General features: G+C 46.5%; 18 protein-coding genes. All 18 read left to right on the forward strand.

The window, feature by feature from the left end:
- The first annotated feature begins 107 nt into the window (after positions 1 to 107).
- The 18 genes from recG (at position 108) to V7R88_RS06325 (ending at position 25,518) form a co-directional block, all read left to right on the forward strand.
- Complete coding sequence (recG, locus tag V7R88_RS06240) at positions 108 to 2,147, forward strand: ATP-dependent DNA helicase RecG (protein ID WP_054398167.1); 2,040 nt, start codon at positions 108 to 110, stop codon at positions 2,145 to 2,147.
- A gap of 42 nt (positions 2,148 to 2,189) precedes the next feature.
- Positions 2,190 to 3,236, forward strand: a complete 1,047-nt coding sequence (gene plsX, locus V7R88_RS06245) for a phosphate acyltransferase PlsX (RefSeq protein WP_072535150.1) — start codon at positions 2,190 to 2,192, stop codon at positions 3,234 to 3,236.
- Between the two features lie 38 nt (positions 3,237 to 3,274).
- Positions 3,275 to 3,520, forward strand: coding sequence for an acyl carrier protein (gene acpP, locus V7R88_RS06250; protein ID WP_003640376.1), 246 nt, complete (start codon positions 3,275 to 3,277; stop codon positions 3,518 to 3,520).
- 415 nt (positions 3,521 to 3,935) lie between these two features.
- Positions 3,936 to 4,631, forward strand: coding sequence for a ribonuclease III (gene rnc, locus V7R88_RS06255; RefSeq protein ID WP_003640377.1), 696 nt, complete (start codon positions 3,936 to 3,938; stop codon positions 4,629 to 4,631).
- 30 nt (positions 4,632 to 4,661) lie between these two features.
- Entirely contained in the window at positions 4,662 to 8,219 is a 3,558-nt protein-coding gene (smc, locus tag V7R88_RS06260; protein WP_054398165.1) for a chromosome segregation protein SMC, read from the forward strand.
- 18 nt (positions 8,220 to 8,237) lie between these two features.
- Entirely contained in the window at positions 8,238 to 9,776 is a 1,539-nt protein-coding gene (ftsY, locus tag V7R88_RS06265) for a signal recognition particle-docking protein FtsY (RefSeq protein ID WP_054398163.1), read from the forward strand.
- 177 nt (positions 9,777 to 9,953) lie between these two features.
- Positions 9,954 to 10,301, forward strand: coding sequence for a putative DNA-binding protein (locus V7R88_RS06270; protein ID WP_003640380.1), 348 nt, complete (start codon positions 9,954 to 9,956; stop codon positions 10,299 to 10,301).
- A gap of 22 nt (positions 10,302 to 10,323) precedes the next feature.
- Positions 10,324 to 11,772, forward strand: coding sequence for a signal recognition particle protein (gene ffh, locus V7R88_RS06275; RefSeq protein ID WP_054398161.1), 1,449 nt, complete (start codon positions 10,324 to 10,326; stop codon positions 11,770 to 11,772).
- Between the two features lie 96 nt (positions 11,773 to 11,868).
- Complete coding sequence (rpsP, locus tag V7R88_RS06280; protein ID WP_003638633.1) at positions 11,869 to 12,141, forward strand: 30S ribosomal protein S16; 273 nt, start codon at positions 11,869 to 11,871, stop codon at positions 12,139 to 12,141.
- A 17-nt stretch (positions 12,142 to 12,158) separates the two neighbouring features.
- Complete coding sequence (locus tag V7R88_RS06285) at positions 12,159 to 12,416, forward strand: KH domain-containing protein (RefSeq protein WP_003640382.1); 258 nt, start codon at positions 12,159 to 12,161, stop codon at positions 12,414 to 12,416.
- A gap of 158 nt (positions 12,417 to 12,574) precedes the next feature.
- Positions 12,575 to 13,099 (forward strand): ribosome maturation factor RimM, encoded by a 525-nt coding sequence (rimM, locus tag V7R88_RS06290; RefSeq protein ID WP_003640383.1) that lies wholly within the window; start codon positions 12,575 to 12,577, stop codon positions 13,097 to 13,099.
- Positions 13,099 to 13,839 (forward strand): tRNA (guanosine(37)-N1)-methyltransferase TrmD, encoded by a 741-nt coding sequence (trmD, locus tag V7R88_RS06295; RefSeq protein ID WP_003640384.1) that lies wholly within the window; start codon positions 13,099 to 13,101, stop codon positions 13,837 to 13,839. Before rimM ends, trmD begins: the two co-directional genes overlap by 1 nt.
- A 157-nt stretch (positions 13,840 to 13,996) precedes the next feature.
- Positions 13,997 to 14,353, forward strand: a complete 357-nt coding sequence (gene rplS / locus V7R88_RS06300) for a 50S ribosomal protein L19 (protein ID WP_003640385.1) — start codon at positions 13,997 to 13,999, stop codon at positions 14,351 to 14,353.
- Positions 14,354 to 14,787: 434 nt separating this feature from the next.
- Complete coding sequence (locus V7R88_RS06305) at positions 14,788 to 15,108, forward strand: Gar-IM (protein WP_054398159.1); 321 nt, start codon at positions 14,788 to 14,790, stop codon at positions 15,106 to 15,108.
- 542 nt (positions 15,109 to 15,650) lie between these two features.
- On the forward strand, positions 15,651 to 22,268 hold the full coding sequence (locus tag V7R88_RS06310) for a mucin-binding protein (protein WP_338816564.1): 6,618 nt from the start codon (positions 15,651 to 15,653) through the stop codon (positions 22,266 to 22,268).
- Between the two features lie 21 nt (positions 22,269 to 22,289).
- Entirely contained in the window at positions 22,290 to 22,760 is a 471-nt protein-coding gene (locus tag V7R88_RS06315) for an alcohol dehydrogenase (protein ID WP_003645142.1), read from the forward strand.
- A gap of 405 nt (positions 22,761 to 23,165) precedes the next feature.
- Positions 23,166 to 23,930, forward strand: coding sequence for an ABC transporter ATP-binding protein (locus tag V7R88_RS06320; RefSeq protein WP_054398155.1), 765 nt, complete (start codon positions 23,166 to 23,168; stop codon positions 23,928 to 23,930).
- On the forward strand, positions 23,923 to 25,518 hold the full coding sequence (locus V7R88_RS06325; protein WP_054398153.1) for a hypothetical protein: 1,596 nt from the start codon (positions 23,923 to 23,925) through the stop codon (positions 25,516 to 25,518). Before V7R88_RS06320 ends, V7R88_RS06325 begins: the two co-directional genes overlap by 8 nt.
- The last annotated feature ends 1 nt before the right edge of the window (position 25,519 follow it).

Consider the following 25,519-nt stretch of genomic DNA (forward strand, 5'->3'; position numbering starts at 1 on the left):
TGGGGCCTGTTTTTGTACGGGCGGATACTTCCCGCGGGATTGAAACGTTTTTTTGGTATAATTAGTACCAGTAAAGTCAATTATTTTAGAAAGGGCGGTGGTCAGGCATGGGACAACAGTTGAGTGACGCGGTTGCAACCTTAAGTGGTGTCGGCCCAGCCCGCCAAAAAGGCTTAGCGGAGCTTGGGATTAATACGATTGCAGATCTATTGACTTATTATCCCTTTCGCTATGAAGATCTACAGGTCAAAGACGTTAATGAAATCGCGGATCAAGAAAAGGTGACGCTAAAGGGGACCGTGGCTTCTGAACCGGTACTAGCACGCTTTGGCCGTAAGAAGAATCGCTTGAATTTTCGCTTATTGATCGACCATGACGTCTATATGGTGACTTTTTTTAACCAACCATACTTGATGAAACAGATTGAGACTGGCCAAGATTTAGCCGTTTATGGCAAGTGGGACGCCACGCGCAGTAGCTTGACGGGCATGAAGATCATCAATCCCAATAATGCGGATTCAGCGTTTGGCTCGATTTATCCGGCCAGCAAGACGGTCAAGCAGGGGACGATTCAGAAGATGGTCAAACAGGCATATGAGTTATATGCCCCAGTCATTACGGACATTGTCCCAGCTAACTTACGTGCGAAATACCGACTGTTACCGCGGCGCCAAATGATTCATGATATGCACTTCCCAGCTAGTCAAGCCGATTCAACGGCCGCACGACGCTCAGCGACCTACGAGGAATTCTTGTTGTTTCAAATGCAGATGCAAGCGTTGAAGCAAACGGACGCGACAACCAATGGTATTGCGATTGCTTATGATAATGACCGACTAAAGGCGTTTATCAAAACACTGCCATTTGAATTGACCCACGCCCAAAAACGAGTCGTCAATGAAATTTGTTTGGACTTGAAGTCACCGAAACATATGAATCGGTTGCTGCAAGGTGACGTGGGGTCCGGGAAAACGATTGTGGCTGCCATTGTCATGTATGCGGCGATTACTGCTGGTTATCAGGCCGCGTTGATGGCGCCAACCGAAATCCTGGCTGAACAACACGCAAACAACTTGGCTCAGGTCTTTGCCGACACGGATGTCAACGTCGCGCTGTTAACGGGTGCGACCAAGCCAGCTGCCCGTAAGACGTTGCTAGCAGCGCTGGCTGCTGGTGAGATCAACTTATTGATTGGCACGCACGCCCTGATCCAGGACGGGGTGACTTATGCTAATTTGGGATTAGTTATTACCGATGAGCAACATCGCTTCGGGGTCAACCAACGGGCCGCTTTTCGTCAAAAGGGCGGGCAGCCCGATGCACTAGCCATGACGGCAACACCGATTCCAAGAACGTTGGCGATTACCGCGTATGGCGAAATGGACGTTTCTGAAATTGACGAATTACCGGCTGGTCGGCAACCGATTCAAACCACTTGGGTACGGAGCAACCAAGCTAATTCGGCGTTAAGCTTTGTTCATCAACAGATTGACAATGGTTCACAAGCCTACGTGGTGACGCCATTGATTGAGGAATCCGAGACGCTGGATGTCAAAAACGCTGAGGCCCTGTCAGCTAACTTACAAGAGTATTTTGGGGCGAGTGTTAAAGTTGGACTGTTACACGGTCGAATGAAACCTGAGGAAAAAGACGCGGTCATGGCGGCTTTTAAGGCGGGCGACATTCAATTACTTGTTTCCACGACCGTGATTGAAGTGGGAGTTGACGTCAAGAATGCGACAATCATGATGATTTATGACGCTGACCGTTTTGGCTTGGCGCAACTACATCAATTACGCGGACGCGTCGGTCGTGGGACGAAGGCTTCATACTGTATTCTAGTGGCTGATCCCAAGAATCAACAAGGGATTGAGCGGATGCAGATCATGACGCAGACAACCAATGGTTTTGTTTTGGCACAAAAAGACTTAGAATTACGAGGAGCCGGTGATGTGCTGGGAGTCAAACAATCGGGAATGCCGGAATTTAAAGTGGGTGATCCGATTGCGGATTTGACCGTGCTACAAGTCGCCCAGCAAGATGCCCACGCAATCGTGCAGCAACCGGATTGGCAAAGTCAACCGGATAATCGGGCGCTAGCTGCCTATCTGAGTCAAAAGTTGGCTGCAGTGGGAACGCTCGATTAATAACCTAAAGACAGTACTTGTGATGAGAGGAATGGTGACACAATGATTAAAATTGCGATTGATGCCATGGGTGGCGATTACGCCCCTAACGCTGTGATCGAGGGGGTCGAACAGGCTCGTGATTTATTTGAGGATACGGTCTTTTTATTATATGGCCAACGTGACGTGATCAACGCGCAACTGAAGAACCGTGATCGGATTCAAATCATCAATGCTGATGAAGTCATTACGATGGAGGACGAACCCGTACGTGCCGTTCGCCGTAAGAAGCATTCATCAATCGTAATGGCGGCTCAGGCCGTAAAGGATGGCCAGGCGGACGCCTTCTTTTCTGCCGGTAATTCGGGGGCCGTTCTGGCGGCCGGGTTATTTATCGTGGGCCGAATCAAGGGCATCGATCGACCGGGATTAGTGACGGTATTGCCAGTGGTACGCAATGCCAACCAATCGAACTTTGTGATGATGGATATTGGTGCTAATGCGGATAGTAAGCCACTGAACTTGCAACAATACGGTGTGTTGGGGACGTACTATGCGGAACGGATGATGCAAGCCAAACATCCCCGGGTCGCCTTGCTCAACAACGGGACCGAAGATGACAAGGGAAATAAGGTCCATAAGGCAGCGTTTGAACTCTTGTCACAGACTGATGGTATCAATTTTGTTGGCAATGTTGAATCCCGAGATTTGTTAAACGGGGTTGCTGATGTCGTCGTAACGGATGGCTTCACAGGTAACGCCGTTTTGAAGAGTATTGAAGGGACGGCGCGTTCCATGCTCGGTTTAGTGAAAGATGCCGTCTATAACACCGGTATCAGTGGCAAGTTAGGCGGCCTATTGCTTAAAAATGGGTTTAATGACATCCGGTCGCAAATGGATTATTCCCAGTACGGTGGTGCGGTCTTACTCGGATTGAAAGCCCCGGTCGTAAAGACGCACGGTTCTAGCAAAGCCCCAACGATCGTGAACACGATCCGTCAAATTCGCCAGATGGTCAGCACGGATATCGTCCCAGGAGTTGCGGAATATTTTGCCAATCAACAAGCTAATCAGCAAGCAAGTGTAGACATTCCTGCTGAAAACGATTAGAATACTTTAGTGAATTCAAGTTAGTGAGGGATCTTTACATGACGAAAGAAGAAATTTTCGATAAAATTGCGGATATCATTGCTGATCGGTTTGAAGTTGATAAAGCAACGATTACCAACGAAATGAACTTGCAAACCGATTTGGATGCTGATTCCATCGATTTTGTTGAGTTTGTACTGGAATTAGAAGACACCTTTGGTAGCGAAATCTCAGACGAAGATGCCGAAAAGTTGTCAACGGTCGGCGAAGTCGTCGATTACGTGGCAGCGCACCAAGCAAAATAAGTTAATTGACCAAGCAAAAACAGGTAGCCAACATGGTTACCTGTTTTTGCTTGTCTGACTACGAAAGTACCGATATCATTGTTATTGACCACTAAATCATAGTATAATGTTATGATATGCAATGTGTGACCTGTTGACTGACTGATTATCAGATGAATCCTTACTTAAGCGGACTTTTAACTTGTGTTTCTATTTGTTAGCTTCTGATCATCCACGGTCGATTGCCACGGCTGGGTGAAACTGAACATTGCGTGTAAGAGTAGCACTGAATACATGTCGGAAGCACTCGAACGGCAGATGAATGACCACCTTAAATAATGATTCATGCTAAGTTAGGCACCACCAGTAACAGATTGTGATAACTGGCTGATCCAATGGGGTTAGTCGATAGAATGATAACGAAAGGAAGTTTCAAATGATTACAGAATTAGCTGCAATGTTGAAGGAACGGTTTGGCATTGTGTTTAACGATCCCGATTTATTGGCGGAGGCATTTACACAAGCCTCGTATGTCAATGAGCATCAGGACCAACAGTTGAAGTATTACGAACGGGTCGAATTTTTGGGGGATGCCGTCTTGGAGTTAGTGGTGTCCGAATATTTATACAAACGTTATAAAGACATGCCCCAAGGTAAGTTGACTCGTTTACGGGCCGCCATGGTTTGTGAAGAAAGTTTTGCAAGCTTTGCCCGTGAATGTGACTTTCCTCAGTACATCCGGTTAGGCAAAGGCGAACAAAAAGCGCATGCTTGGGAACGAGATTCACTTTTATGTGATATTTTTGAATCATTTGTCGGGGCACTGTACCTGGATCAAGGACGGGAACCTGTTTTGAAGTTCGTTCATCAAGTAATTTTTCCTAAGCTGGATGAGGGTCGTTTTGATGGCGTTTTTGATTATAAGACGACCTTGCAAGAATACTTGCAACGGGATGGCGATGTCGCAATCGACTACCAATTAATTGAACAAGATGGTCCAGCCAATGAGCGGTCTTATGAGATTGCCGTACTTGCCGATGGTCAAAAAATCGGTGAGGGCTGGGGGCATTCCAAGAAGGAAGCCGAACAGAGCGCTGCTCGGCAAGCTTATTCACAATTACAGCAAAAGTAACCATTAATAATTACAGGAAGTTTGTGTCGAATGCAACTTAAATCATTAGAAATCAGCGGATTTAAATCATTTGCTGATAAAACCAAAATTGATTTTCAAGCCGGAATGACGGGAATTGTCGGCCCAAACGGTAGTGGTAAGAGTAACATTATTGAAGCTATTCGCTGGGTCCTCGGAGAACAGGCCGTCAAAAGTTTACGTGGCACTAAGATGACCGACGTCATTTTTGCCGGCTCGGCTAATCGAAAACCGTTGAATATGGCTAAAGTCACGATCACGTTTGATAACAGTGACCACTTTTTACCTTTGGATTACGCAGAAGTCAGTATTACGCGGAAACTCTTTCGCAACGGTGACAGCGATTATTTAATTAATAATCAGAGTTGCCGGTTGAAAGATATTACGAATTTGATGATTGATACTGGTCTGGGAAAAGACTCATTTTCAGTGATTTCTCAAGGTCGTGTTGAGGCGGTCTTTAATGCGAAACCAGAAGAGCGCCGCAGTATTATCGAAGATGTCGCTGGGGTCTTAAAGTACAAAAAGGATAAGTTCACGACGGAAAATAAATTAGCAGAAACGACGGATTATTTAGACCGCGTGAACGATATCATTGCTGAGTTGAATCAGCAAAAGGGGCCGTTGGAAGAACAGGCGAGTCTTGCCCGGGATTATCAAGATCAAAAACAAAAATTTGATTATTTGGACCGTTCGCGGCTTGTTAAGAAGTTGATGATTGCTCGTGATCAACTGCAAGGTGTCAATGAAAAGTTAGCTAGTGCCAAGGCGTTAGTGGCTAAGTATCAGCAACAAGTTGATGCTGGGGCAACCAAGCTAGCTAATTTTAAAACCCAGCAGACAGCTCAATTAAAGCAAAAAGATGAGCTGGTAGCACAAAATCTTGAGCTGATTAAGACCATCGAAAACACGCAAGGACAACAAGGGGTTGACGCTGAACGGCGGCAAAACCAACAGTCTGAGCAGGAACGGCTGACGGCCAGTTTGACCGCAACTGAGCAACAGATTGCGACGCAAACCGAGCATCAATCCCAATTAGAACAAACCTTATCTGAGCAGCAAGCCCAAGTTAAGGCAGTCAAAGCGCAAGTTGCCGAGTTAACGACGGCAACGAGTGCGGCCGGCCGTCAGCAGTTGGCCGATGAGCTGGAAAAATTACGCAATGCTTATATTGATGAAAAACAAGTTCAGGCTGAATTGAATAACGAAGCGAAGAACCTCGTTAAGCAACATCAACAGTCTGGGAGTCAGAGCACAGCGTTAGCAGAACGGCTAGCACAGGCTCAGGCTAACTTGAAACGGGTGCAGACGACCGTGGACGTGCACAATCGTGAGCAACGTGATTTAGAAAATCAAGTTAGTCAGCAGCAGGCCACGCTAACAGCCCAACAAGCCCAAGTAAAAACGAATGCAGAGCGGATCGACGAGCAACAGCAACGTTGGTTAGACGCGGCTGGCTTGATGCAGCGTGAAAAGTCACGGCTAGAGGCGTTGCAAGCTGTTCAGGAACGCTATACGAACTTTTATGCGGGCGTTCGAATGGTCTTACAACATCGCCAACAGTTTAGTGGCGTTGCCGGGGCCGTTTCAGAACTCCTGACCGTTCCTGATCAGTATACTAAGGCGGTCGAAGTTGCACTGGGCGGACAGTTGCAAAATATTGTTTGTGACACACAACAGACGGCTAAAACTGTTGTTAATTTCTTAAAACAAAATCACGCCGGTCGGGCAACCTTTTTGCCTATCGAGCGGATCACGGCTCGTCAACTTCCCGTTAACACTGAGCGCGATTTATCACAAAAACCTGGTGTGTTGGGCGTGGCTAGCGAGTTGGTCGATTGCGAACCACGATTGACGGCAATCAAACGTTACTTGTTAGGAACAACGGCGATTGTGGACACGCTAGACCACGCGATGGCAATTTCACGGAGCCGACGTTTTCGGTGCAAATTGGTAACCATTGATGGTGAAACGATTGCGGCCAGTGGGGCCATCACCGGTGGTGCGACTCGCCATGATGATAATGGGCTACTCCAACAGCAACAATCCGCGGAAAAAATTGCAGCTAACGTTGCCCAGATGCAGTCTGAATTAGTAACCTATGAACAAGGGCTAGCAGATCTTAAAAAAGCTAACCAAGACTTAACGGTTCAAGTTGAAACGACCCGCCAACAACTAAGTGAGCTTAAGGATCGCCTTAGTCAGACACAGGCCCAGTTACAGGCGGCACAGAGCGAGCAAACGCAGCTAAGTCGTCAAGTTAAGGCTTTAACTTATGAGCAGCAACAGACGCAGGCTGATGATAGCTATGAAGACTTAGTGGCTCGTAATCAGCAAGCGCAAGCGGCTAATGCGGCTAAGCTTAAAGACTATCAGGACCAAATGAAAACAGTCCAACAACAGCAAACGGATTACGAAAGTTATCAACAGACTCAAACGACGAAATTACAAGCCCAGCGTGAACAACTGATCACGTTGCAGGAACACGTGAAACAAACGCAACGACAATTAGAACAATGTCAGGCGACCTTGGCGCAAAATGAAGCGACGAAAAAGCAAATTCAAGCGGATTTAACAGCAATTAAAACAACGTTAGCGAGCCAGCAAATGTCGGTCGCAGAACGCGATACGGTCTTGAAAACAGCTAAGGCTAAACAGGCTGTGGTTGAAGAACAACGGAAAACGTGTGAACAACAGCTAGCAACGCTTAATGATCAGGTTGAAGAATTATCGACCCAGCAAGTTCGGTTGCAACAACTCGCAGCGGCTGCAACGGATGATTACCGTCGCTTGGAATTGAGCCAAACAAAATTGACTGGCGAAGTCGACCACGCCACGGCTGATCTGGCTGAAAAGTACCAGTTGACAGTTGCCGCAGCACAAGCTGACGTCAGTGACTTAGCGTTACCTGCGATTACAGAACAGTTGAAACTGCTTAAACGGGGCTTGGATGAGATTGGAACGGTAAACCTCGGCGCAATTGACGAATTCGAGCGGGTCAAGGAACGCTTTGACTTTCTCAATAACCAAGCTTCCGATTTAACTGAAGCCAAGGAACACTTATTGCAAACAATGGCTGATTTGGATACGACCGTTGCCACTCGCTTTAAAACGGCATTTGATCAAGTCGCTAGCGAATTTAGTACGATTTTTGAACAGATGTTTGGCGGTGGTAAGGCTGAATTGATCTTGACCGACCCAGAACATTTATTGACCAGTGGGGTTGATATCATGGCCCAGCCACCTGGCAAAAAATTTCAGCGATTAAGTTTACTTTCTGGTGGGGAACGGGCGTTAACGGCTATTACGTTATTATTTGCCATTTTAGCAGTGCGCCCCGTGCCATTCAGTATCTTAGATGAAGCCGAAGCTGCGTTAGACGATGCCAACGTGGATCGGTTCAGTCAGTATTTGAATGATTTTCAAACGGGAACGCAGTTTGTGATCATTACTCATCGAAAAGGAACAATGATGCACGCTGACGTACTTTATGGGGTAACCATGGAAGAGTCAGGTGTCTCCAAGATGGTCTCAGTCTCCTTGGCAGATTTAAAAGATGAACAAAAATAATTAAAGGAAGTGTTGAAGATGGGACTATTTAGTCGGTTAAAAAAAGCGTTTAGTTTACCAGAATCAGATGACGCTCAAACAACGTCAGCTGCCAGTGAAGCGCCAGCAACGACGAGTCAAGCTAACGCACCGGTCAGTGACGACCGGGCCCCTTCGTCACAACAGCCAGCTCGCTCGGAGGGCGCAACAACTGAATCTATTGCGACACCGGTGTCCAATACAGCCGTAAGCGAAGCGACAAGCACTGCGGACGAACCAGCGACAGTAAAATCGGCAGCTACTAGTGAAGCCCCGGCCGATAGCACGGCGGCAGTGAGTGCACAGTCTGGTTCACAAGCATCACTGCAGTCGGCGACGGTGTCGGAAGCGCCACTCACAGCCAGTGCAATGGTTGCCCAGTCACTAGCTGCATTAAGTGCGAGTGCGGCACAAGTTAGTCAAGCGGCCGCGAGCGACGTGGCGTTAGCGACTAAGTCTGATGCGGTAGTTGAAGGAAACGCTATGTCAGAATCAGTAGCCAGTACGGCGCCAGCAGTCAAGTCATCAGCGACGACTGCGACTGAATCCGCCGCACCGACTGTTAATGCGGCGGCTGATTCGGAATCGGCTGAGCCGGAGCCAACTGAGGCAGAACGTTATGATGAAGGACTGAAAAAGTCGCGGAAAACGTTTGGTGATCGTATCAATGCCTTCTTGGCTAATTTCCGCCATGTCGACGAAGCGTTCTTCGATGATTTGGAAGATACGCTGATTGAATCTGATGTGGGTTATGAGACCGCGATGCGAATTAGTGACGAGCTACGTGACGAAGTTAAATTAAAGAACGCGAAGAGCAAGAAAGAAATCTCAAGCGTCATCGTCGAAAAGCTCGTTGATATGTACGGTGAAGCTGGTGAAGGCGAGGATAACTCGATTCACATGGCTAAGAGTGGTCCGACCGTTATTTTATTTGTCGGGGTCAATGGTGCTGGTAAGACCACGACAATCGGTAAGATGGCGAACATGTACAAGCAGCAAGGCAAGAAGGTCTTGTTGGCGGCTTGTGATACGTTTAGAGCTGGTGCAATCCAGCAGTTGCAAGTCTGGGGGCAACGAGACGGGGTTGACGTGGTCGCTAAGGCCGAAAAAAGTGATCCAGCGGCCGTTTGCTTTGACGCGGTTAAGAAGGCTAAGGCCGAAGATTATGACGTGCTCTTTGTGGACACTGCTGGTCGGCTTCAAAACAAAGTCAACTTGATGAATGAATTGGAAAAGATCAAGCGGGTCATCACCCGTGAAATCCCTGATGCACCACATGAGGTCTTACTGGTGCTGGATGCCACGACTGGGCAAAACGCGCTGAACCAAGCCAAATTGTTTAAACAGTCGACGGATGTCAGTGGGATTGTGTTAACTAAACTTGATGGTACGGCACGTGGTGGGATCGTCTTAGCTATTCGTAATGAATTGCATCTTGCTGTGAAGTACGTTGGTTTAGGTGAAAAGGTGACTGATTTACGACCATTCAATGCCAATGACTTTGTCTACGGGTTATTTAAAGATATTATCACGGGTTAAATCAGTTGATGATGGTCTTAAATTGAAAGCCAGTTAATGAAATGGTAATTGTTCTCAGCACGAGGACGATTACCATTTATTTTTACCCCAAATGGCGACTGATAGTTGACGAATGGCGATAAAATCGGTACTCTTATTTAGTGTGTAGTCTGTATGATAAGCGTGAGGAGTCCCCACATGGAAATTGAAAAAAATTATCGAATCAATTCGTTATTCGAGTTTTATGAACCGTTATTAACGAATAAGCAAAAAGCCTATATTCAACTGTACTACGCTGATGACTATTCCTTAGGCGAGATTGCAGCGGAGTTCTCAGTTTCGCGCCAGGCCGTCTATGATAACATCAAGCGGACTGAAAAGATTTTAGAAGGTTATGAGGCTAAGCTGCATCTCTACCACGACTTTGTGGAACGTAATCACGAAGTTGACGCGATCTCTGACTATATTAAGCAAAATTACCATGGGGATACCCAGTTAATTAAGATGATTCAACAACTAGTCAACTTGGAAGCTGACTCAGAATAATAATAAAGGTTAGGTGACACTAATGGCATTTGAAGGCCTAACGGAACGTTTACAAAAAGCAATGACCAATTTACGGCGCAAGGGGAAGATTTCGGAAAGTGATCTTCGCGCAACCATGCGTGAAATTCGGTTAGCATTACTTGAAGCCGATGTTAACTTTACGGTGGTCAAGGATTTTGTTAAAACGGTTCGCGAACGTGCGCTCGGCGCAAAGGTGCTGGAAGGCTTAAATCCAGCCCAACAAATCGTTAAAATCGTTGATGAAGAATTAACGAAAACAATGGGTGAAAAGGCAGTTCCACTGAACAAATCGCCGAAGATTCCAACGGTCATCATGATGGCTGGGCTCCAAGGGGCCGGGAAAACGACGACGGTCGGGAAATTAGCCCTGAAATTAAAGAACGAACAGGATGCCCGACCATTAATGATTGCGGCCGACGTTTACCGGCCAGCCGCGATTGAACAATTGCAACAGGTTGGTCGCCAGATCGACGTGCCGGTCTTCCAATTAGGAACCGATGTTGATCCCGTTGAAATCGTGCGTCAAGGGATGGCACAGGCGAAAGAAAACCACAATGATTACGTGTTTATTGATACGGCTGGTCGGTTACAAATCGATGAGCAGTTGATGAACGAGTTGGCCAATATTAAAGATCTCGTTCATCCTGACGAAATTTTGTTAGTGATCGATGCGATGACTGGTCAAAACGCCGTTAATACGGCGGAGGGCTTTAACGATAAGCTGGATGTGACCGGGGTCGTCTTGACGAAGTTAGATGGCGATACTCGTGGTGGGGCTGCACTATCAATTCGGGCCGTCACTGGTAAGCCAATCAAGTTTGTCGGTCAAGGCGAAAAGATGACTGATCTTGATGTCTTCCATCCAGACCGGATGGCGGATCGGATTCTTGGCATGGGTGATATGCTGACGCTGATTGAAAAGGCGCAACAGCAATATGACGAAAAACAAGCCGAAGAAATGAACCTGAAGATTCAGGAAAATACTTTTGACTTCAATGACTTTATCGACCAATTAGACCAAGTTGACAAGATGGGGAACATGGAAGATATCATGAAGATGATTCCCGGCATGGCTAACAATCCAGCGATGAAAAATATCAACATGGACCCGAAAGACATTGCCCATATCCGGGCCATCGTTTATTCGATGACCAATGCCGAAAAAGCAGATCCGGATTTGTTGAACCCATCTCGGCGTCGACGGATTGCGGCTGGTTCCGGGCGGCCAATTCATGAAGTCAACCGGATGATCAAGCAATTCAACCAGACCAAAAAGATGATGAATCAAATGTCCAAAGGGAACTTTGCTGGTATGGAAGGTCTCATGGGTGGTGCCAATGGCGGTATCGGTGGTAAGATGCAACAAATGGCCATGAAGCGAATGGTTCGTCAAACTAAGAAGAAAAAACAAAAGCGCTTAGCCAAAGCAATGCGGCGTCGCAAACGCTAATTTATAAGTTTTTTTAGCCTGTCAAGAAAAAGTCCTTTACAAGCTATTGATTTACTGGTATATTATTACCTGTTAAAGAATTCGGGAGGTGTTTAAATGTCAGTCAAGATTCGTCTAAAGCGGATGGGTTCTAAGAAAAATCCATTTTACCGGATTGTTGTCGCAGATTCACGTTCACCACGTGATGGTCGTTTTATCGCCCAAGTCGGCACATACAACCCACTTACAGAACCAGCCCAAGTTAAACTTGAAGAGGAAGATATCCTCGGTTGGTTGAACAATGGTGCCCAACCTTCAGATACGGTTAAGAATATCTTATCTAAGGCCGGTATCATGAAGAAGTACCACGAAGCTAAGTTCACTAAATAATAAAGCGGTAATAGATCATGGCAGATATTAAAGCTTTAATCACCACGGTTGTCACCCCGTTAGTTCAATATCCAGACGATATTAAAGTTGATTTTAAGGAAACCACGCGTTATCTTGAATACAACTTAACGGTTAATCCCGAAGATATCGGCCGGGTCATTGGTCGGCAGGGACGGGTTGCTTCGGCAATTCGGACAATTGTGTATAGTGTCCGAGTTTCAGGACCTAAACGTGTCCGGCTTACGATCGAAGACGGACAACAAAAAAACTCTTGAGCGAAGCAGTGATGTTTTGTTTAAGAGTTTTTTTATCTTGTTCCAGTTTTTGAGGACGAGTCAAAGTATCTCGATGACCGTCGTTGAGTAGATTAGTTGTAACATGTTGATGACATTTAAAACGAATAACAATCAAGCTAATTAAGAGGAGGAAGCTAATGGATTACTATCGTGTTGGCACCCTAGTTAACACCCACGGCATTCGTGGTGAAGTGAAAGTCGTTGTCGTGACTGATTTTCCAGAAGAACGCTTTAAAGTAGGGCAACAATTGAGTTTATTTAAAACCCCAGATGAAACGACTGGCGGGATTACTGTCAAAATCGCGAAGGCCCGTGAGCAAAAGGGGCTGTACTTTCTTACCTTTGAAGGGCTCGATAACATCAATGATGTGGAGCGCTATAAGGGGTGGACGATCAAAGTTCCTGCTGAAGCATTACATGCCTTGCCAGCGGGTGAGTACTACTATCACCAGATTGTCGGCCTACAAGTTGTGACGACCGCTGACGAGCCTTTAGGGACTATTAAAGAGATTCTGTCACCTGGTGCGAATGATGTTTGGGTGGTCAAACGGGATCATGGTCAGTCTGACGTCTTACTACCTAAGATTCCCCAGGTCATTAAAGATGTTGACTTGGATGCGGGCGTGGTGACTGTTGAACTAATGGAAGGGCTGATTGATTAATGCAAATCGATATTTTAAGCCTGTTTCCAGAGATGTTTGCGGGGCCGCTTCATGAGTCGATGATTGGCAATGCCATTGAAAATGACGTCATCAATGTTGATGTCACTAATTTTCGGGATTTTACGACCGACAAGCATAACCATGTGGATGATTATCCGTATGGTGGTGGTGCGGGCATGTTACTCCAACCACAACCGATTTTTGATGCTTTGGCCAGCGTTCAGGAAAAACACCCGGCACCCGGTCGCGTGATCTTATTGGATCCGGCGGGAGTCCAGTTCAATCAACACGTTGCTGAAGACTTTGCTCAGGAAGAACATTTGACCTTTATTTGCGGCCACTATGAGGGTTATGATGAGCGGATTCGGTCATTAGTCACCGATGAAGTCTCGCTAGGTGATTACGTTTTAACTGGTGGTGAACTGGGTGCAATGGTCATGATTGATGCGACGGTGCGGCTCTTACCAGGTGTGCTTGGTAATTCGGAATCGGCTCCGGGGGATTCTTTTTCGAGCGGTCTCCTGGAATACCCACAATATACGCGTCCTGCTGATTTTCGTGGTATGAAGGTACCAGATATCTTACTGAGTGGTGATCATGGAAAAATTGATGATTGGCGCTTAGAACAGGCACTGAAACGGACCTATGAACGGCGCCCGGACATGTTGACGGGGCTATCATTGTCAGGAAAAGCTAAACAGATGTTAGCAGATATCAAGGCGGATGAGTCGGAAGTGTAGGCTATGCCGTTAATTAGGACAAGTTAGTCGTGAAGAGTTCAAAAAAACTTGCGTGCCCACCCTCGAATATGGTATTCTATTTATTGGCTATTGTGCCCATTAACGATGTTCCGCTGACCAGGTTGTCACGAATGTCGGCGAAAGGAAGAAATACATTATGCGTCAAAACCAATTGATCGAAAAGATCACCAATGAACAACTTCGTACGGACATCCCTGATTTCCGTGCTGGAGACACAGTTCGTGTTCATGCACGAGTTGTTGAAGGTACTCGCGAACGGATCCAATTATTTGAAGGTGTTGTTATCAAGCGCCATGGTTCCGGTATCAGCGAAACTTATACTGTTCGTAAGATCAGTAACGGTGTTGGTGTGGAACGGACATTCCCATTACACACACCACGCGTTGCCGCAATTGATGTCGTTCGTCAAGGTCGTGTACGTCGTGCCAAGTTATACTACTTACGTAACTTACATGGTAAGGCTGCTCGGATCCCAGAACGTCGTCGTGGCTAAATCACAACGTCAGCAGTCATCGGTTGCAGCTTAGGCTGAACTGATGATGGAAAGCTAGTTAATCATTTTTAATGATTAGCTAGCTTTTTTTATTGGCGAAGTTAGTGACACGCTCAATCGTCAAATCATCGACCAATTTAGGTCGGTTCACAATGTGAGCATGCTGTGCTTGGGTTTATCTCTTAACAATCTTACGAGATAGCTCGTAATTCCTAATTTGAAGTATTATGATAGTAATACGAGTACGCGATGCTTCTTGGAATACGTCAATTAGCTGAATATGAATCACTCGATATCAGACTAAACTGATTTATCTGAACTGGTTTGTCGCGTATTTGACCAGTATAACTAGTGCTAAGCTGGCGGCCGGGTTAATTAAACGGGAATTGCTCAGAGCTAGCACGATAAGATAAAAGAGAGTTAGGTGAACGCCGATGTTTGGACATACGGGGAAACATCAGGTCGATGAACAGGCGTTATTGAGTCAATTAGTTGACTTCGTTCTCGACACGAGTCTTACCGACCGTGAACGTAAAATCGGGTTGATGGTCAAAGCCGATTTGGAGCATCATCGCTATTCAATTGCTGTGTTAAATAAATTAGTGGTCAGTTTTCAAATGGAGGCGCTACGCAACAAGGGCCTCTCGAAGGCTGCTTCAAACTTTTATGATCAGATTTATCCAATATTAGTCGCGGCCAAACCAATGGGAACGAATTTAGGCTATATTGGGATGCATAGTACCTATTTAGATTAGGGTGTGTCAGTAACAGCTTAAATGAGAATATCCGTGCGGCATGTCCGTGCCCCTTTGAATGAAACCCATTCAGAGGGGCTTTTTGGTGTGAAAATACAGTTCATGATTTGCGCGTCTTAACAATATTAGGTGATATGGTCGGCGTGCAGGCAATGAAAATTAGTTGGTGCCGTAAAATAGCTGGCAAACCATTTCAGCAGTAGAACAAATGATATACATTGTTTGATAACCACCTAACTGGGATGCGGGTGCAATAGATTCAAAGTAAGTGTGTCAGTATGTCGGTTATATTAGTATTTTTATGCAGCGTTATAGCATGAACTGATACTGCAATTAAATAATCTAAAAAATAATTTTGTCTATTTTTTGTTATGCACTTGTTATTTTAACTTATTTGAACGTATACTAATGATTGAAGGGGTCAATCAGGTGATAGCTTGATGATTAACGCGATTGTTTCAGTACGTTATGAAGCGCACCAAATATTACTCAGCTAAATAACTTGATTGTCCCAGGTACGGTTGAACTTTGGAGGCAGAATTATGCGGAATCGTTTAAATAGGTTGGGATTGGAAAGTAAGTCTCATTATAAGCTTTATAAATCGGGGCGGCGCTGGGTGGCTGCTAGTATCACGGTATTTTCAGTTGGCATCGGTTTGACTTTTAGCCAAGTTGAACAAGTGAAAGCCGCAACGGGTACGGGGGTTGACACGGCCGACAATAGCGCAAGCGTTAGTTCCGACATGGCAGAACCGAGCAATGCCGTTGTACTAAAATCATCTAGTACGGCGACAGCCACAAAGGCCGTGACTCAGGATACTAAAGCTACTACTGATTCAACTGGGGCAACTTCAGCTTCCAGTAATCGTCAGTCGGCAGCAGCTACGAAGCCGGCTGCCGAAGTCGGTGCTGCTTCAAGCAGCGCTGACTCAAGTGCTAGCATATCAAGTACTGATGGCTCAAGTGCTAGTGCACCAAGTGTCACCAGTAAATCTACTGACACGGAAGCCACATCAACATCCGCAACTAAAACGGCTACTACGAGTTTTAACACGGATACGACAAGCACTAAGATGACCAATTCTTCAGTAGCAAGTGATGTCACTGCTTCTACACCAGCTAGCCAAACGCGCGCAGAAACTGAGAAAACGGCCGGCACCCATACTGCTGAAGCACCGACCATTACGACTGCAGTGACAAGTCGGGCACTCCCATTGACGGGTGCGCTAGCGAGCAGGTCAGCAAACACGCCGGTCACTAAGTCCGCAGTACCGGCGGTTTCAGCTATCGCCAGTGAAGCTGAAACGAAGCCGACCGTATCGTTAGTAACTACGGGGACCGTGTCGATGAATTATGGCGAGGCGTCGCTGGCGGATCTAGAATCTTATATTAGTTCTCCAGATGAGACGCCGGCTAACGACATCGCCTACTATATTCAAGATGCAGCGGGCAATTACTTAGAAGATGTAAACGGCAACAAGGTCAATTTATTATATGCACTTTTTCTGGACTCTGCTGATGTCAATGATTACGTTGATGTTGTGTATACGGATGAACATGGGCAAGTCACGAAATATTCCGGAGATACGGACCTTGCAACGCTTACCAAAATTGGCAGTTACGCAGTGACGATCAATGCAGCGGGTAAAGCTGGGATGAGCCGGGTTATGCAAGGTTATAATGCTTATGATACCACCAGTGATTTGGATGACTTTGTCCCAACCTTTTCGACTGGGGCCTCCGATTATACCTTTACAATTAAGATTGTCCCTGTAAAAATCACAGCCACCACTGGTAAGAATGGGCTAATTATACTTCGGCCTTCACAGCCGTATACGGGAGCATTGACAATGTTGCCGGTAATCACCGTTAAAAATGCAACAAAGCGAAATATCCTTCAAATTAGTAACGGTGAAATCGGCGATGCTAAACCAGGTGTAGCCGGCAAGGTCGGTCAAAGTATTTTAACGCCGGCAGACTTTACTTACGCGTATCAAGGCACCGATGCTAACTTGACCGGGACGGACACTGGCCAATATACAATTACTCTTAATGAAGCAGGTCGGGCGGCAGTTCAAGCTGCGTTGGGGTCGAATTATATTCTGGATGATGCGGCAGTTTTCACCACGATTGGTACGGTGCAGGCTGCTGGTCTCGGGTTAACGATAGCCAATGATACAGTGACCTATAATGGCAAGCCTCAGGGGACATCCGTAGCTGTAACGACTGGAACCGCGTATGATCACTTTGATTTTACTACGACGACTGCCACGAACGTCGGTACCTATGACGACCTGACATACGCGTTAGCGGATCCCACGCAAGCGGCGATTTTGGCTAAGAACTATACCGTTACCACGACGGATGGGACGTTGGTGATCACGCCAGCAGATCTGACAGTCACGGTCAAGGATGATAATGCAGTTTATGACGGCCGCGCACATGGCACGACTGCCGCTGTTACTAGTGGGACCAATTATGATCAGTTAGCATTTACCGCAGTTGCGGCAGATGGCAGTGGTGCGACGACTTATACTAAGGTCGGCACTTATGCAATGACTGGGACCACGGCAGCCGATACCAGTAATTATAAAATTTCTTATGTCAATGGAACGCTGACAATTGATCCAGCCAAAGCAACAATTACGATTTCCAACAAGATTTATTGGTCGGATGGGACGCAAAAGAATTTGGCGGCGGTGGTTACTGGGACAGTTAATGGTGAGACCTTAAAGTATCGTGTGACCAACGGCATGAGTGCGGTTGGAACTAAGACAATTACGGCCACTCCTGATGCTGATGATTCGGTGAATAAAAACTATACCATTTCAGTCATTCCTGGCACCTTGACAATTGGTGATATTGCGGTTAAGTACCTCTACGAACATGTAGATGCTAATGGTGAGACTCAGGTAGATGCTTCGGAAACTGGTACGGCGACACATGCTACGGACGCAACGGCCACGGACTATTTGACCTACACGACGGCAGCCAAACCTAAGACGGGCTATGTGTTAGCACCCAATACTGGACTAGCCTATAATGGCACGTTAACTGATCAGGGCGGTACCGTGACGTATCGTTATTTGGCCAAGACTGAAACGGCGATTGTAACGTATTTTGACCAAACTGATAACAAGGTTATTAAGACGGAACCCTTACAAGGAGCGTACGGGACAACGGATGCGTATCGGACGGCTGATACGATTGCCGCGTATGAGAATGCGGGCTACGACCTGGTCGATGATGACTATCCAACAGCCGGGGTGGTCTATGATCAGGACGGCAGTGTTCAAGAGTACCAGGTTACGCTTGTTCATAAATTTGTAACACGCACGCCAGATAATCCGGGTACACCAGGCGAGCCGATCGACCCCGATAATCCAAACGGACCCACATATCCAGTGGGGACTGACTTTGAGGATTTAACTGAGCAAGTCAGTCAAACCATTCAGTATTTATACAAGGATGGTCGCACTGCTAAACCGAATAATGTTCAAGCGGTTAATTTTGGTCGTAACGTCACGGTAGATGAAGTTAATGGCACAGTCGTCTACACAGATTGGTTGACTGATGATGGGGCCGTGACTGGTCGTTTTGAGGCCGTTGATTCACCTTTGATTACTGGTTATACGGCTGACTCAACCAGTGTTGCCGGCAATCCCGGCGTTGTATGGCAGGATGATGACACGACGATTCCTGTGACGTATACCGTGAACACAGAGTATGCGACGGTCACGTATTTTGACCAAACTGATAACAAGGTCATTAAGACGGAACCCTTACAAGGAGCGTACGGGACAACGGATGCGTATCGGACAGCTGATACGATTGCCGCATATGAGAATGCGGGCTATCAATTGTACCGTGATGACTATCCAACAGCCGGGGTGATCTATGACCAGGACGGCAGTGTTCAAAAGTACCAGGTGACGCTTGTTCATAAATTTGTAACACGCACGCCAGATAATCCGGGTACGCCAGGCGAGCCGATCGACCCCGATAATCCAAACGGACCCACATATCCAGTGGGGACTGACTTTGAGGATTTAACTGAGCAAGTCAGCCAAACGATTCATTATTTATACAAGGATGGTCGCACTGCTAAGCCGGACAATGTTCAAGTGGTTAATTTTAGTCGTAACGTCACGGTGGATGAAGTTAATGGCACAGTCGTCTACACGGATTGGTTGACTGATGATGGGACCATGACTGGTCGTTTTGAGGCCGTTGATTCACCTTCGATTACTGGTTATACGGCTGACCCAACCAGTGTTGTGGGTCGTGATACGGTGAGTGGGACGGATCTCAGTCCAGATGTACAAGTTTATTATCAGGCTAATCCCGAAAAAGCCACGGTGATCTATGAAGATACGACAACGGGAGTGGTGCTGGCGACAGACCCACTAACTGGTGATTATCAGACCGTTTCGAATTATCGGACCGCAGATCGAATCGCTCAGTACCTTAATATGGGCTATAAAGTGGTCAGTGATGGCTACCCGACAGCCGGTGCTGTGTTTGATAAAGACGGAGGTACTCAGGCTTATACTGTCAAATTGCAACATAAACTCCTGCCGCTTACCCCAGATAATCCGGGTACGCCAGGCGAGCCGATTGACCCCGATAATCCAAACGGGCCCACATATCCAGCGGGTACGGCTGTGCAAGACTTGATTAAGCAGGTTGGTCAAACCATTCACTATCAGTATCAGGATAAAAGTACTGCTGCCGACGCTAATACGCAAACAATCACTTTCAAGCGCAGCGTGACGGTCGATGAGGTTAACAATAAGCTAACTTATACCGATTGGTTGACTGGTACGGCAACGACTGGTCGTTACATGCCAGTCGATTCACCGGAAATTAAAGGCTATGTTGCTGATTCAACGCGTATTGCGGGTAATAACGAGGTGCACAATGCGGATGCTGACACGAACATCGTGGTCACGTATCAGGCTAAGCCAGAGAACGCCACGGTCACGTATGTAGACGTCACTACGGGTAAAACGCTCGCTACGGATCATTTGACTGGTAACTATCAGACCACGTCCAGTTACCGGACGGCTGAAACGATTGCGAGCTATGTCAAGAATGGCTATCAACTCGTACGTGATAATTATCCCGTATCGGGGATGCTGTTCGACGTCGATGATTTTGCCAAAACTTATACCGTGACACTGAAGCATAAGTTAGTCACGGTTACACCAGAGAATCCGGGTACGCCGGGCCAACCAATTGATCCAGACAATCCAGACGGACCGAAATATCCAGCTGGAACGACCGCCCAAGATCTGACGAAACAAGTTAGTCAAACGATTAAGTATCGGTATCAAAATGGCGCTTCGGCTGGTACTGATAACGTTCAACTAATAACGTTTAATCGGGATGCCACGATTGATGAAGTTGATCCTACCGCAGTTTATACTGATTGGTTGAATGGCACTTCAGCTACTGGTCGTTATACCACCGTGATGTCACCCGTCATTACTGGCTATACGGCTGATAAAACACAGGTTGCTGGTCGTGATTCAGTTGCTAATACAGATTCAGACACACAGGTGGTCGTCACCTATGCGGCAAAACCTGAAAAAGCAACGGTCACTTATGTGGATGTCACGACGGGTAAAACGCTCGCTACGGCCAATTTGACTGGTGACTATCGGACACAATCCAATTATCGGACCGCTGAAACCATTGCAGGTTATGTTAAAAACGGTTATGAACTGGTACGTGATAATTATCCCGTATCGGGGATGCTGTTCGATGTCGATGATTTTGCTAAAACTTATACCGTGACACTGAAGCATAAGTTAGTCACGGTTACACCAGGTAATCCGGGTACGCCAGGCCAACCAATTGATCCAGACAATCCAGACGGACCGAAATATCCAGCTGGAACGACCGCCCAAGATCTGACGAAACAAGTCAGTCAAACGATTAAGTATCAGTATCAAAATGGGGCTTCGGCTGGCACTGACAGCGTTCAACTGATTACGTTTAATCGGGATGCCACGATTGATGAAGTTGATCCTACCGTAGTTTATACTGATTGGCTGGATGGGACTTCAGCTACTGGTCGTTATACCACCGTGACGTCACCCGTTATTATTGGCTATACGGCTGACCGGGCGCGGGTCACGGGAAACGATGCAGTAACTAGTGCGGCGCAACCGACCAACATTATTGTGACGTATGCGCTTAACGCAGAAAAGGCGACGGTCACCTATGTTGATGTCACCACGGATAAAACGCTCGCGACCGTCAGTTTGACTGGCGATTATCAGACATCATCCGATTACCGCACGGCTAACACAATTGCTGATTACAGTAATCAGGGCTACGTGCTTGTCCGCGATAGCTATCCAGTTTCAGGAGCTATTTTCAATGATGATGGTGTTGTTCACAGCTATCTGGTTCAGCTTGCACATGTGACAACTGCGACAACCGAGACCAAGACGATCACGCAAACCATACATTATCAGAGTACGACTGGCACGCAGTTGCACGATGATACGGTCAGAGCGATGACATTCACTCGTACTAAACGGGTTGATCAGGTCACCGGGGACGTAACGTATAGCAATTGGTCGACTAATCAGGCGGATCACACTTTTGAGCGCGTCGCGGCGTTCAGTATTCCGGGCTATCATGCGGTGGTAACGGGTACTCAGGCAGTCATGGTTACGCCAGCTAGCGTGGATGATATTCAAACGATTCGTTACGTTACCGATAGGCCTTCAACCGGTGAGACACCAAAAACACCAGTGAAGACGGTGACAGTTAATAAGTCGGATAAAATTAAGACGACTGACACGCCAGATAAAGTCGCAACGGTCAAGACGCCGGATAAGGCTCAGACCGTCGCAACAACAACTGCTAAACAAGCTAGCGTCAAGCGGTCAGTGGATCTCAAACAAGCACAGGCTGTTGAACAGACTGCTCAGACACGACCAGCCAATGTAAAAACGGTTAAACTGGCGAAGACGACTAAATCCGTTAAGCCAACCGCGGCTCATCAATCAGCCACCCACAAACAAGCGACTTTACCGCAAACCAATGATGATCGGCCAGCTAGTGTTGCGGCGGAACTACTTGGTTTGACTGCAGCAACCTTACTAGTTGGTGTGAGTGCAATTTTGAAGAAACGTCATAATTAGCCGTTAAATGGAGGCGTTAATATGACTACTTTAATCGATATCACGGGTCAGAAGTTTGGCCGCTTAACAGTCATTAGACGTTGTGGAACTGCCAAAAATGGCAATGCCCTCTGGTTGTGTCAGTGTCGCTGTGGCAATCAGACCAAAGCTGATTCGTACGCGTTGCGGCATGGGCGAGCAAGAAGCTGTGGGTGTTTGACACGAGAAAGTCGGTCGCAGTTAATTCGACGTAATCCCAAAACGGCTGCCAGTATGGGGCGGTTAAGCAATCTGAAAATTCATGATCATCACACTGATTTACCGTCAAAGATTATGTCTAAGCGTAATAAGAGTGGTGTCATCGGTGTCAGCTGGGATAGCAATACTCAAAAATGGGTGGCGACATTTTTCTACAAGGGGCGCTACCTGTTACACAAGCCGTTTCAGCACTTTGAGGACGCTGTTCTTGCCCGCCAGGCAATGGAAAGCCGTTATTTAAATAACAAAGTGTAAATTAAAGTTCTTCCTTGATAGGGCCTGATGCCTTGTCAGAGAAGAACTTTTTTGCGTTACAGCAACGGTACCAGCTTCTTAATTGGGTTAGGGGAATCTTTTCAAAATTGTAAGTAACAAAAAGGATTAATACTGGAATGTCAAATGACAATCTGTATCTGTTTTGTAGCGACGGAAATCTTCAAAACAACTAACTTGTATATGACAACTGTAACAACGAGGTGGTCGTTGATTGGGTTGGGCTAACAAGTATCTTGGAAGTGGTCGGTGAAATCGTTAGTTTCATGATGAAACTAGTCATTGGCACAGATGAGTTAATTGATGAGGATCGAGTCGCTCCGTTTTCGAGTTTTCAAACGTGGTCCGGTATAATAAAGCCAAAATGGTGACTAGGGGGATAATCACATGATTGAAATTCACGAATTAACGAAACGTTATGGGGATAAGACAGCATTGAATCAGCTTACTTTAACCATCGCATCAGGCCAAATCTTCGGTTTGCTGGGCCACAATGGGGCGGGTAAATCAACGACGATCAAAAACTTAGTCAGTATCATTAAACCGACGAGTGGCACGGTTACGGTCGATGGCTTAGACCTTGAACAGCAACGACAAGCTGTCAAAGAAAAGATCTCTTACGTGCCGGACACACCCGATATTTTTCTTCAACTTTCGGCGATGGAATATTGGGACTTGATAGCTGCCGCTTACCAGCAATCAGAGGAAACCGTTCAGCAACGGCGCCAACAGCTGGTGGCACTGTTCGATATGGCTGAACACGTTGAGGAACCCATGGCCAGTTATTCACACGGGATGCGGCAAAAAGCTATTTTGATTGGGGCGTTGCTTCCCGACCCCGATATTTGGATTTTAGACGAGCCGCTGCAAGGGTTAGACCCCCAAGCTGCTTTTGATTTGAAAAATTTGATGAAGGCCCATGCCGCCAAAGGTAAGACGGTCATTTTTTCCACCCACAATCTGGATACGGCGCAGCAGTTATGTGACCGATTGGCAATTTTGAAGCAGGGGCAATTGATTTATACCGGTTCGGTTGAACAATTACTAGCGCAACATCCGCAACAATCACTTGAGGCGATATATTTACAAATGGCCGGGCGGTTGACGGATGATCACCTTGTCGATGCACTGGAGGGTGAGCATGATGCATAAAAGTCAGTTGCGTGTTTTGTTGGCTGTTAATCTCAGGTTGTTGAATCCGCAACTAACGGATCGGCTACGTAAAAAGGGCGCTTCGGGGTCAGCCTTGAGTAAGAAGTTGATGCGGCAATTTTACTTGAATGCCTTGATGTTTCTTGGTATTTATGGTTTGACGATGCTGGCCTTTGATTTTAGCAAGTTGCCAGGCATGTTTACGTTCTATGTGGCGTTATTTATCTTATTGGGAGTTTCACAGAGTATATCCGGTATTTATAACGTCTTTTTTGCCGGCAATGATCTTGTTGAATACTTACCGTTACCTTTCCGCAATCAAGAAATTTTTATGAGTAAGATTTTGGTCGTGATATTCAACACGGTACCCTTTACCATTCCGTTACTTTTAATTTTTATCATGACCGCAACACGGGCAGGAATCTTTGTGGTGTTAGGTGTGCTGATGGCCGTCTTGATGTATGGCCTAATACTGAGTTTGTTACTGTGCTTGTGCGCCCTAATAGTTTTTGGCTTAACCAAGCTAACTGTGTTTCGCACCCATCAAAAAATGGTGATGAACGTCATGTTAGGCCTTAACGCTGTCTTAGTGCTAGTCGGGCTCTACTTCATGAATCGCGGCTCATCATCTGACACCGGAACGCAGGTTGACCGCGCAGCATTACCCCTATTGATACCGATTTTTAAAGTTTTCACGACGCCGTTGACAATGACGAGTTTGCTAACCTGGGCGAGTTTAATTGTCATCTCGCTGATTTTGTTCGCACTGACTGGACAATTTGTTTTGACCCACTTGGTGGAACAGCTTACGCAAGTCAACACAGTGTTATTGGCAACACCGCAGCATCGACATTCGCGACAACATAACCGCAATAAAATTTTGCGTACCTACCAGTTTCAGTTACTGAAAGAACCCAGTTTAACCTTACAATTATTCACAAATTCAATCCTGCTGCCATTGATTTTAGTCGGGACCGTTCTCTTTTCGGGGACCGCCCCTAATTTTAGTCGGCTATCGCTGAACTGGCTCGGTGTCTGGTTTGTCAGTGGGATGGCCGGTGCGATCGTCAATGTTAATCAAACCTCATTAGTCGGTAATCTCATTTCACTTGATAAAATGAACTTTGACTTTGTGCGTGCACTGCCAATCCCAATGTCCCGTTACTTACGACAAAAGTTTTACTTGGGTTATTGGTTCCAGATCATGATCAATGGTGTGATGGTTCTAGTGGTGGGTATCGCTGGGCGAGCACCATTAGCCCTAGATTTGGCTCTAATATTGGGCGTTGCTTGGGGGACGTACCTAGCTGCCCAACATTACTTTAAGCGTGATTATCAGCTACGGCTGACGAATTGGACTAATGTGACCCAATTGTTTAATCGGGGCGGCGGTAATCTTGGTTTGATGCTTAACTTGTTGGCCTGCAGTGTTGTGGGCGTGCTGACAATTGTGATCTATAGTGTGCTGATTCAGCTGTTCGCGGCGGCAGCTATGCTGATTAATATCATTGTATTAGTTGGCGTCGGAATTATTTCTGCTGGTTTGGTCTGGCATTACTACAAGACTTTTTGGCAGCAACTTGACTAAT

This window comes from Lactiplantibacillus argentoratensis, assembly GCF_037290055.1.
In the GTDB taxonomy this organism is placed as follows: Bacteria; Bacillota; Bacilli; order Lactobacillales; family Lactobacillaceae; genus Lactiplantibacillus; species Lactiplantibacillus plantarum.

Coding starts and splice junctions, on each gene's coding strand:
- plsX (WP_072535150.1), top strand. CDS start 2,190: ATGATTAAAATTGCGATTGATGCCATGGGTGGCGATTACGCCCCTAAC.
- V7R88_RS06310 (WP_338816564.1), top strand. CDS start 15,651: ATGCGGAATCGTTTAAATAGGTTGGGATTGGAAAGTAAGTCTCATTAT.
- V7R88_RS06305 (WP_054398159.1), top strand. CDS start 14,788: ATGTTTGGACATACGGGGAAACATCAGGTCGATGAACAGGCGTTATTG.
- V7R88_RS06320 (WP_054398155.1), top strand. CDS start 23,166: ATGATTGAAATTCACGAATTAACGAAACGTTATGGGGATAAGACAGCA.
- recG (WP_054398167.1), top strand. CDS start 108: ATGGGACAACAGTTGAGTGACGCGGTTGCAACCTTAAGTGGTGTCGGC.
- V7R88_RS06270 (WP_003640380.1), top strand. CDS start 9,954: ATGGAAATTGAAAAAAATTATCGAATCAATTCGTTATTCGAGTTTTAT.
- rpsP (WP_003638633.1), top strand. CDS start 11,869: ATGTCAGTCAAGATTCGTCTAAAGCGGATGGGTTCTAAGAAAAATCCA.
- ftsY (WP_054398163.1), top strand. CDS start 8,238: ATGGGACTATTTAGTCGGTTAAAAAAAGCGTTTAGTTTACCAGAATCA.
- rimM (WP_003640383.1), top strand. CDS start 12,575: ATGGATTACTATCGTGTTGGCACCCTAGTTAACACCCACGGCATTCGT.
- V7R88_RS06285 (WP_003640382.1), top strand. CDS start 12,159: ATGGCAGATATTAAAGCTTTAATCACCACGGTTGTCACCCCGTTAGTT.
- rnc (WP_003640377.1), top strand. CDS start 3,936: ATGATTACAGAATTAGCTGCAATGTTGAAGGAACGGTTTGGCATTGTG.
- V7R88_RS06315 (WP_003645142.1), top strand. CDS start 22,290: ATGACTACTTTAATCGATATCACGGGTCAGAAGTTTGGCCGCTTAACA.
- ffh (WP_054398161.1), top strand. CDS start 10,324: ATGGCATTTGAAGGCCTAACGGAACGTTTACAAAAAGCAATGACCAAT.
- trmD (WP_003640384.1), top strand. CDS start 13,099: ATGCAAATCGATATTTTAAGCCTGTTTCCAGAGATGTTTGCGGGGCCG.
- V7R88_RS06325 (WP_054398153.1), top strand. CDS start 23,923: ATGCATAAAAGTCAGTTGCGTGTTTTGTTGGCTGTTAATCTCAGGTTG.
- acpP (WP_003640376.1), top strand. CDS start 3,275: ATGACGAAAGAAGAAATTTTCGATAAAATTGCGGATATCATTGCTGAT.
- rplS (WP_003640385.1), top strand. CDS start 13,997: ATGCGTCAAAACCAATTGATCGAAAAGATCACCAATGAACAACTTCGT.
- smc (WP_054398165.1), top strand. CDS start 4,662: ATGCAACTTAAATCATTAGAAATCAGCGGATTTAAATCATTTGCTGAT.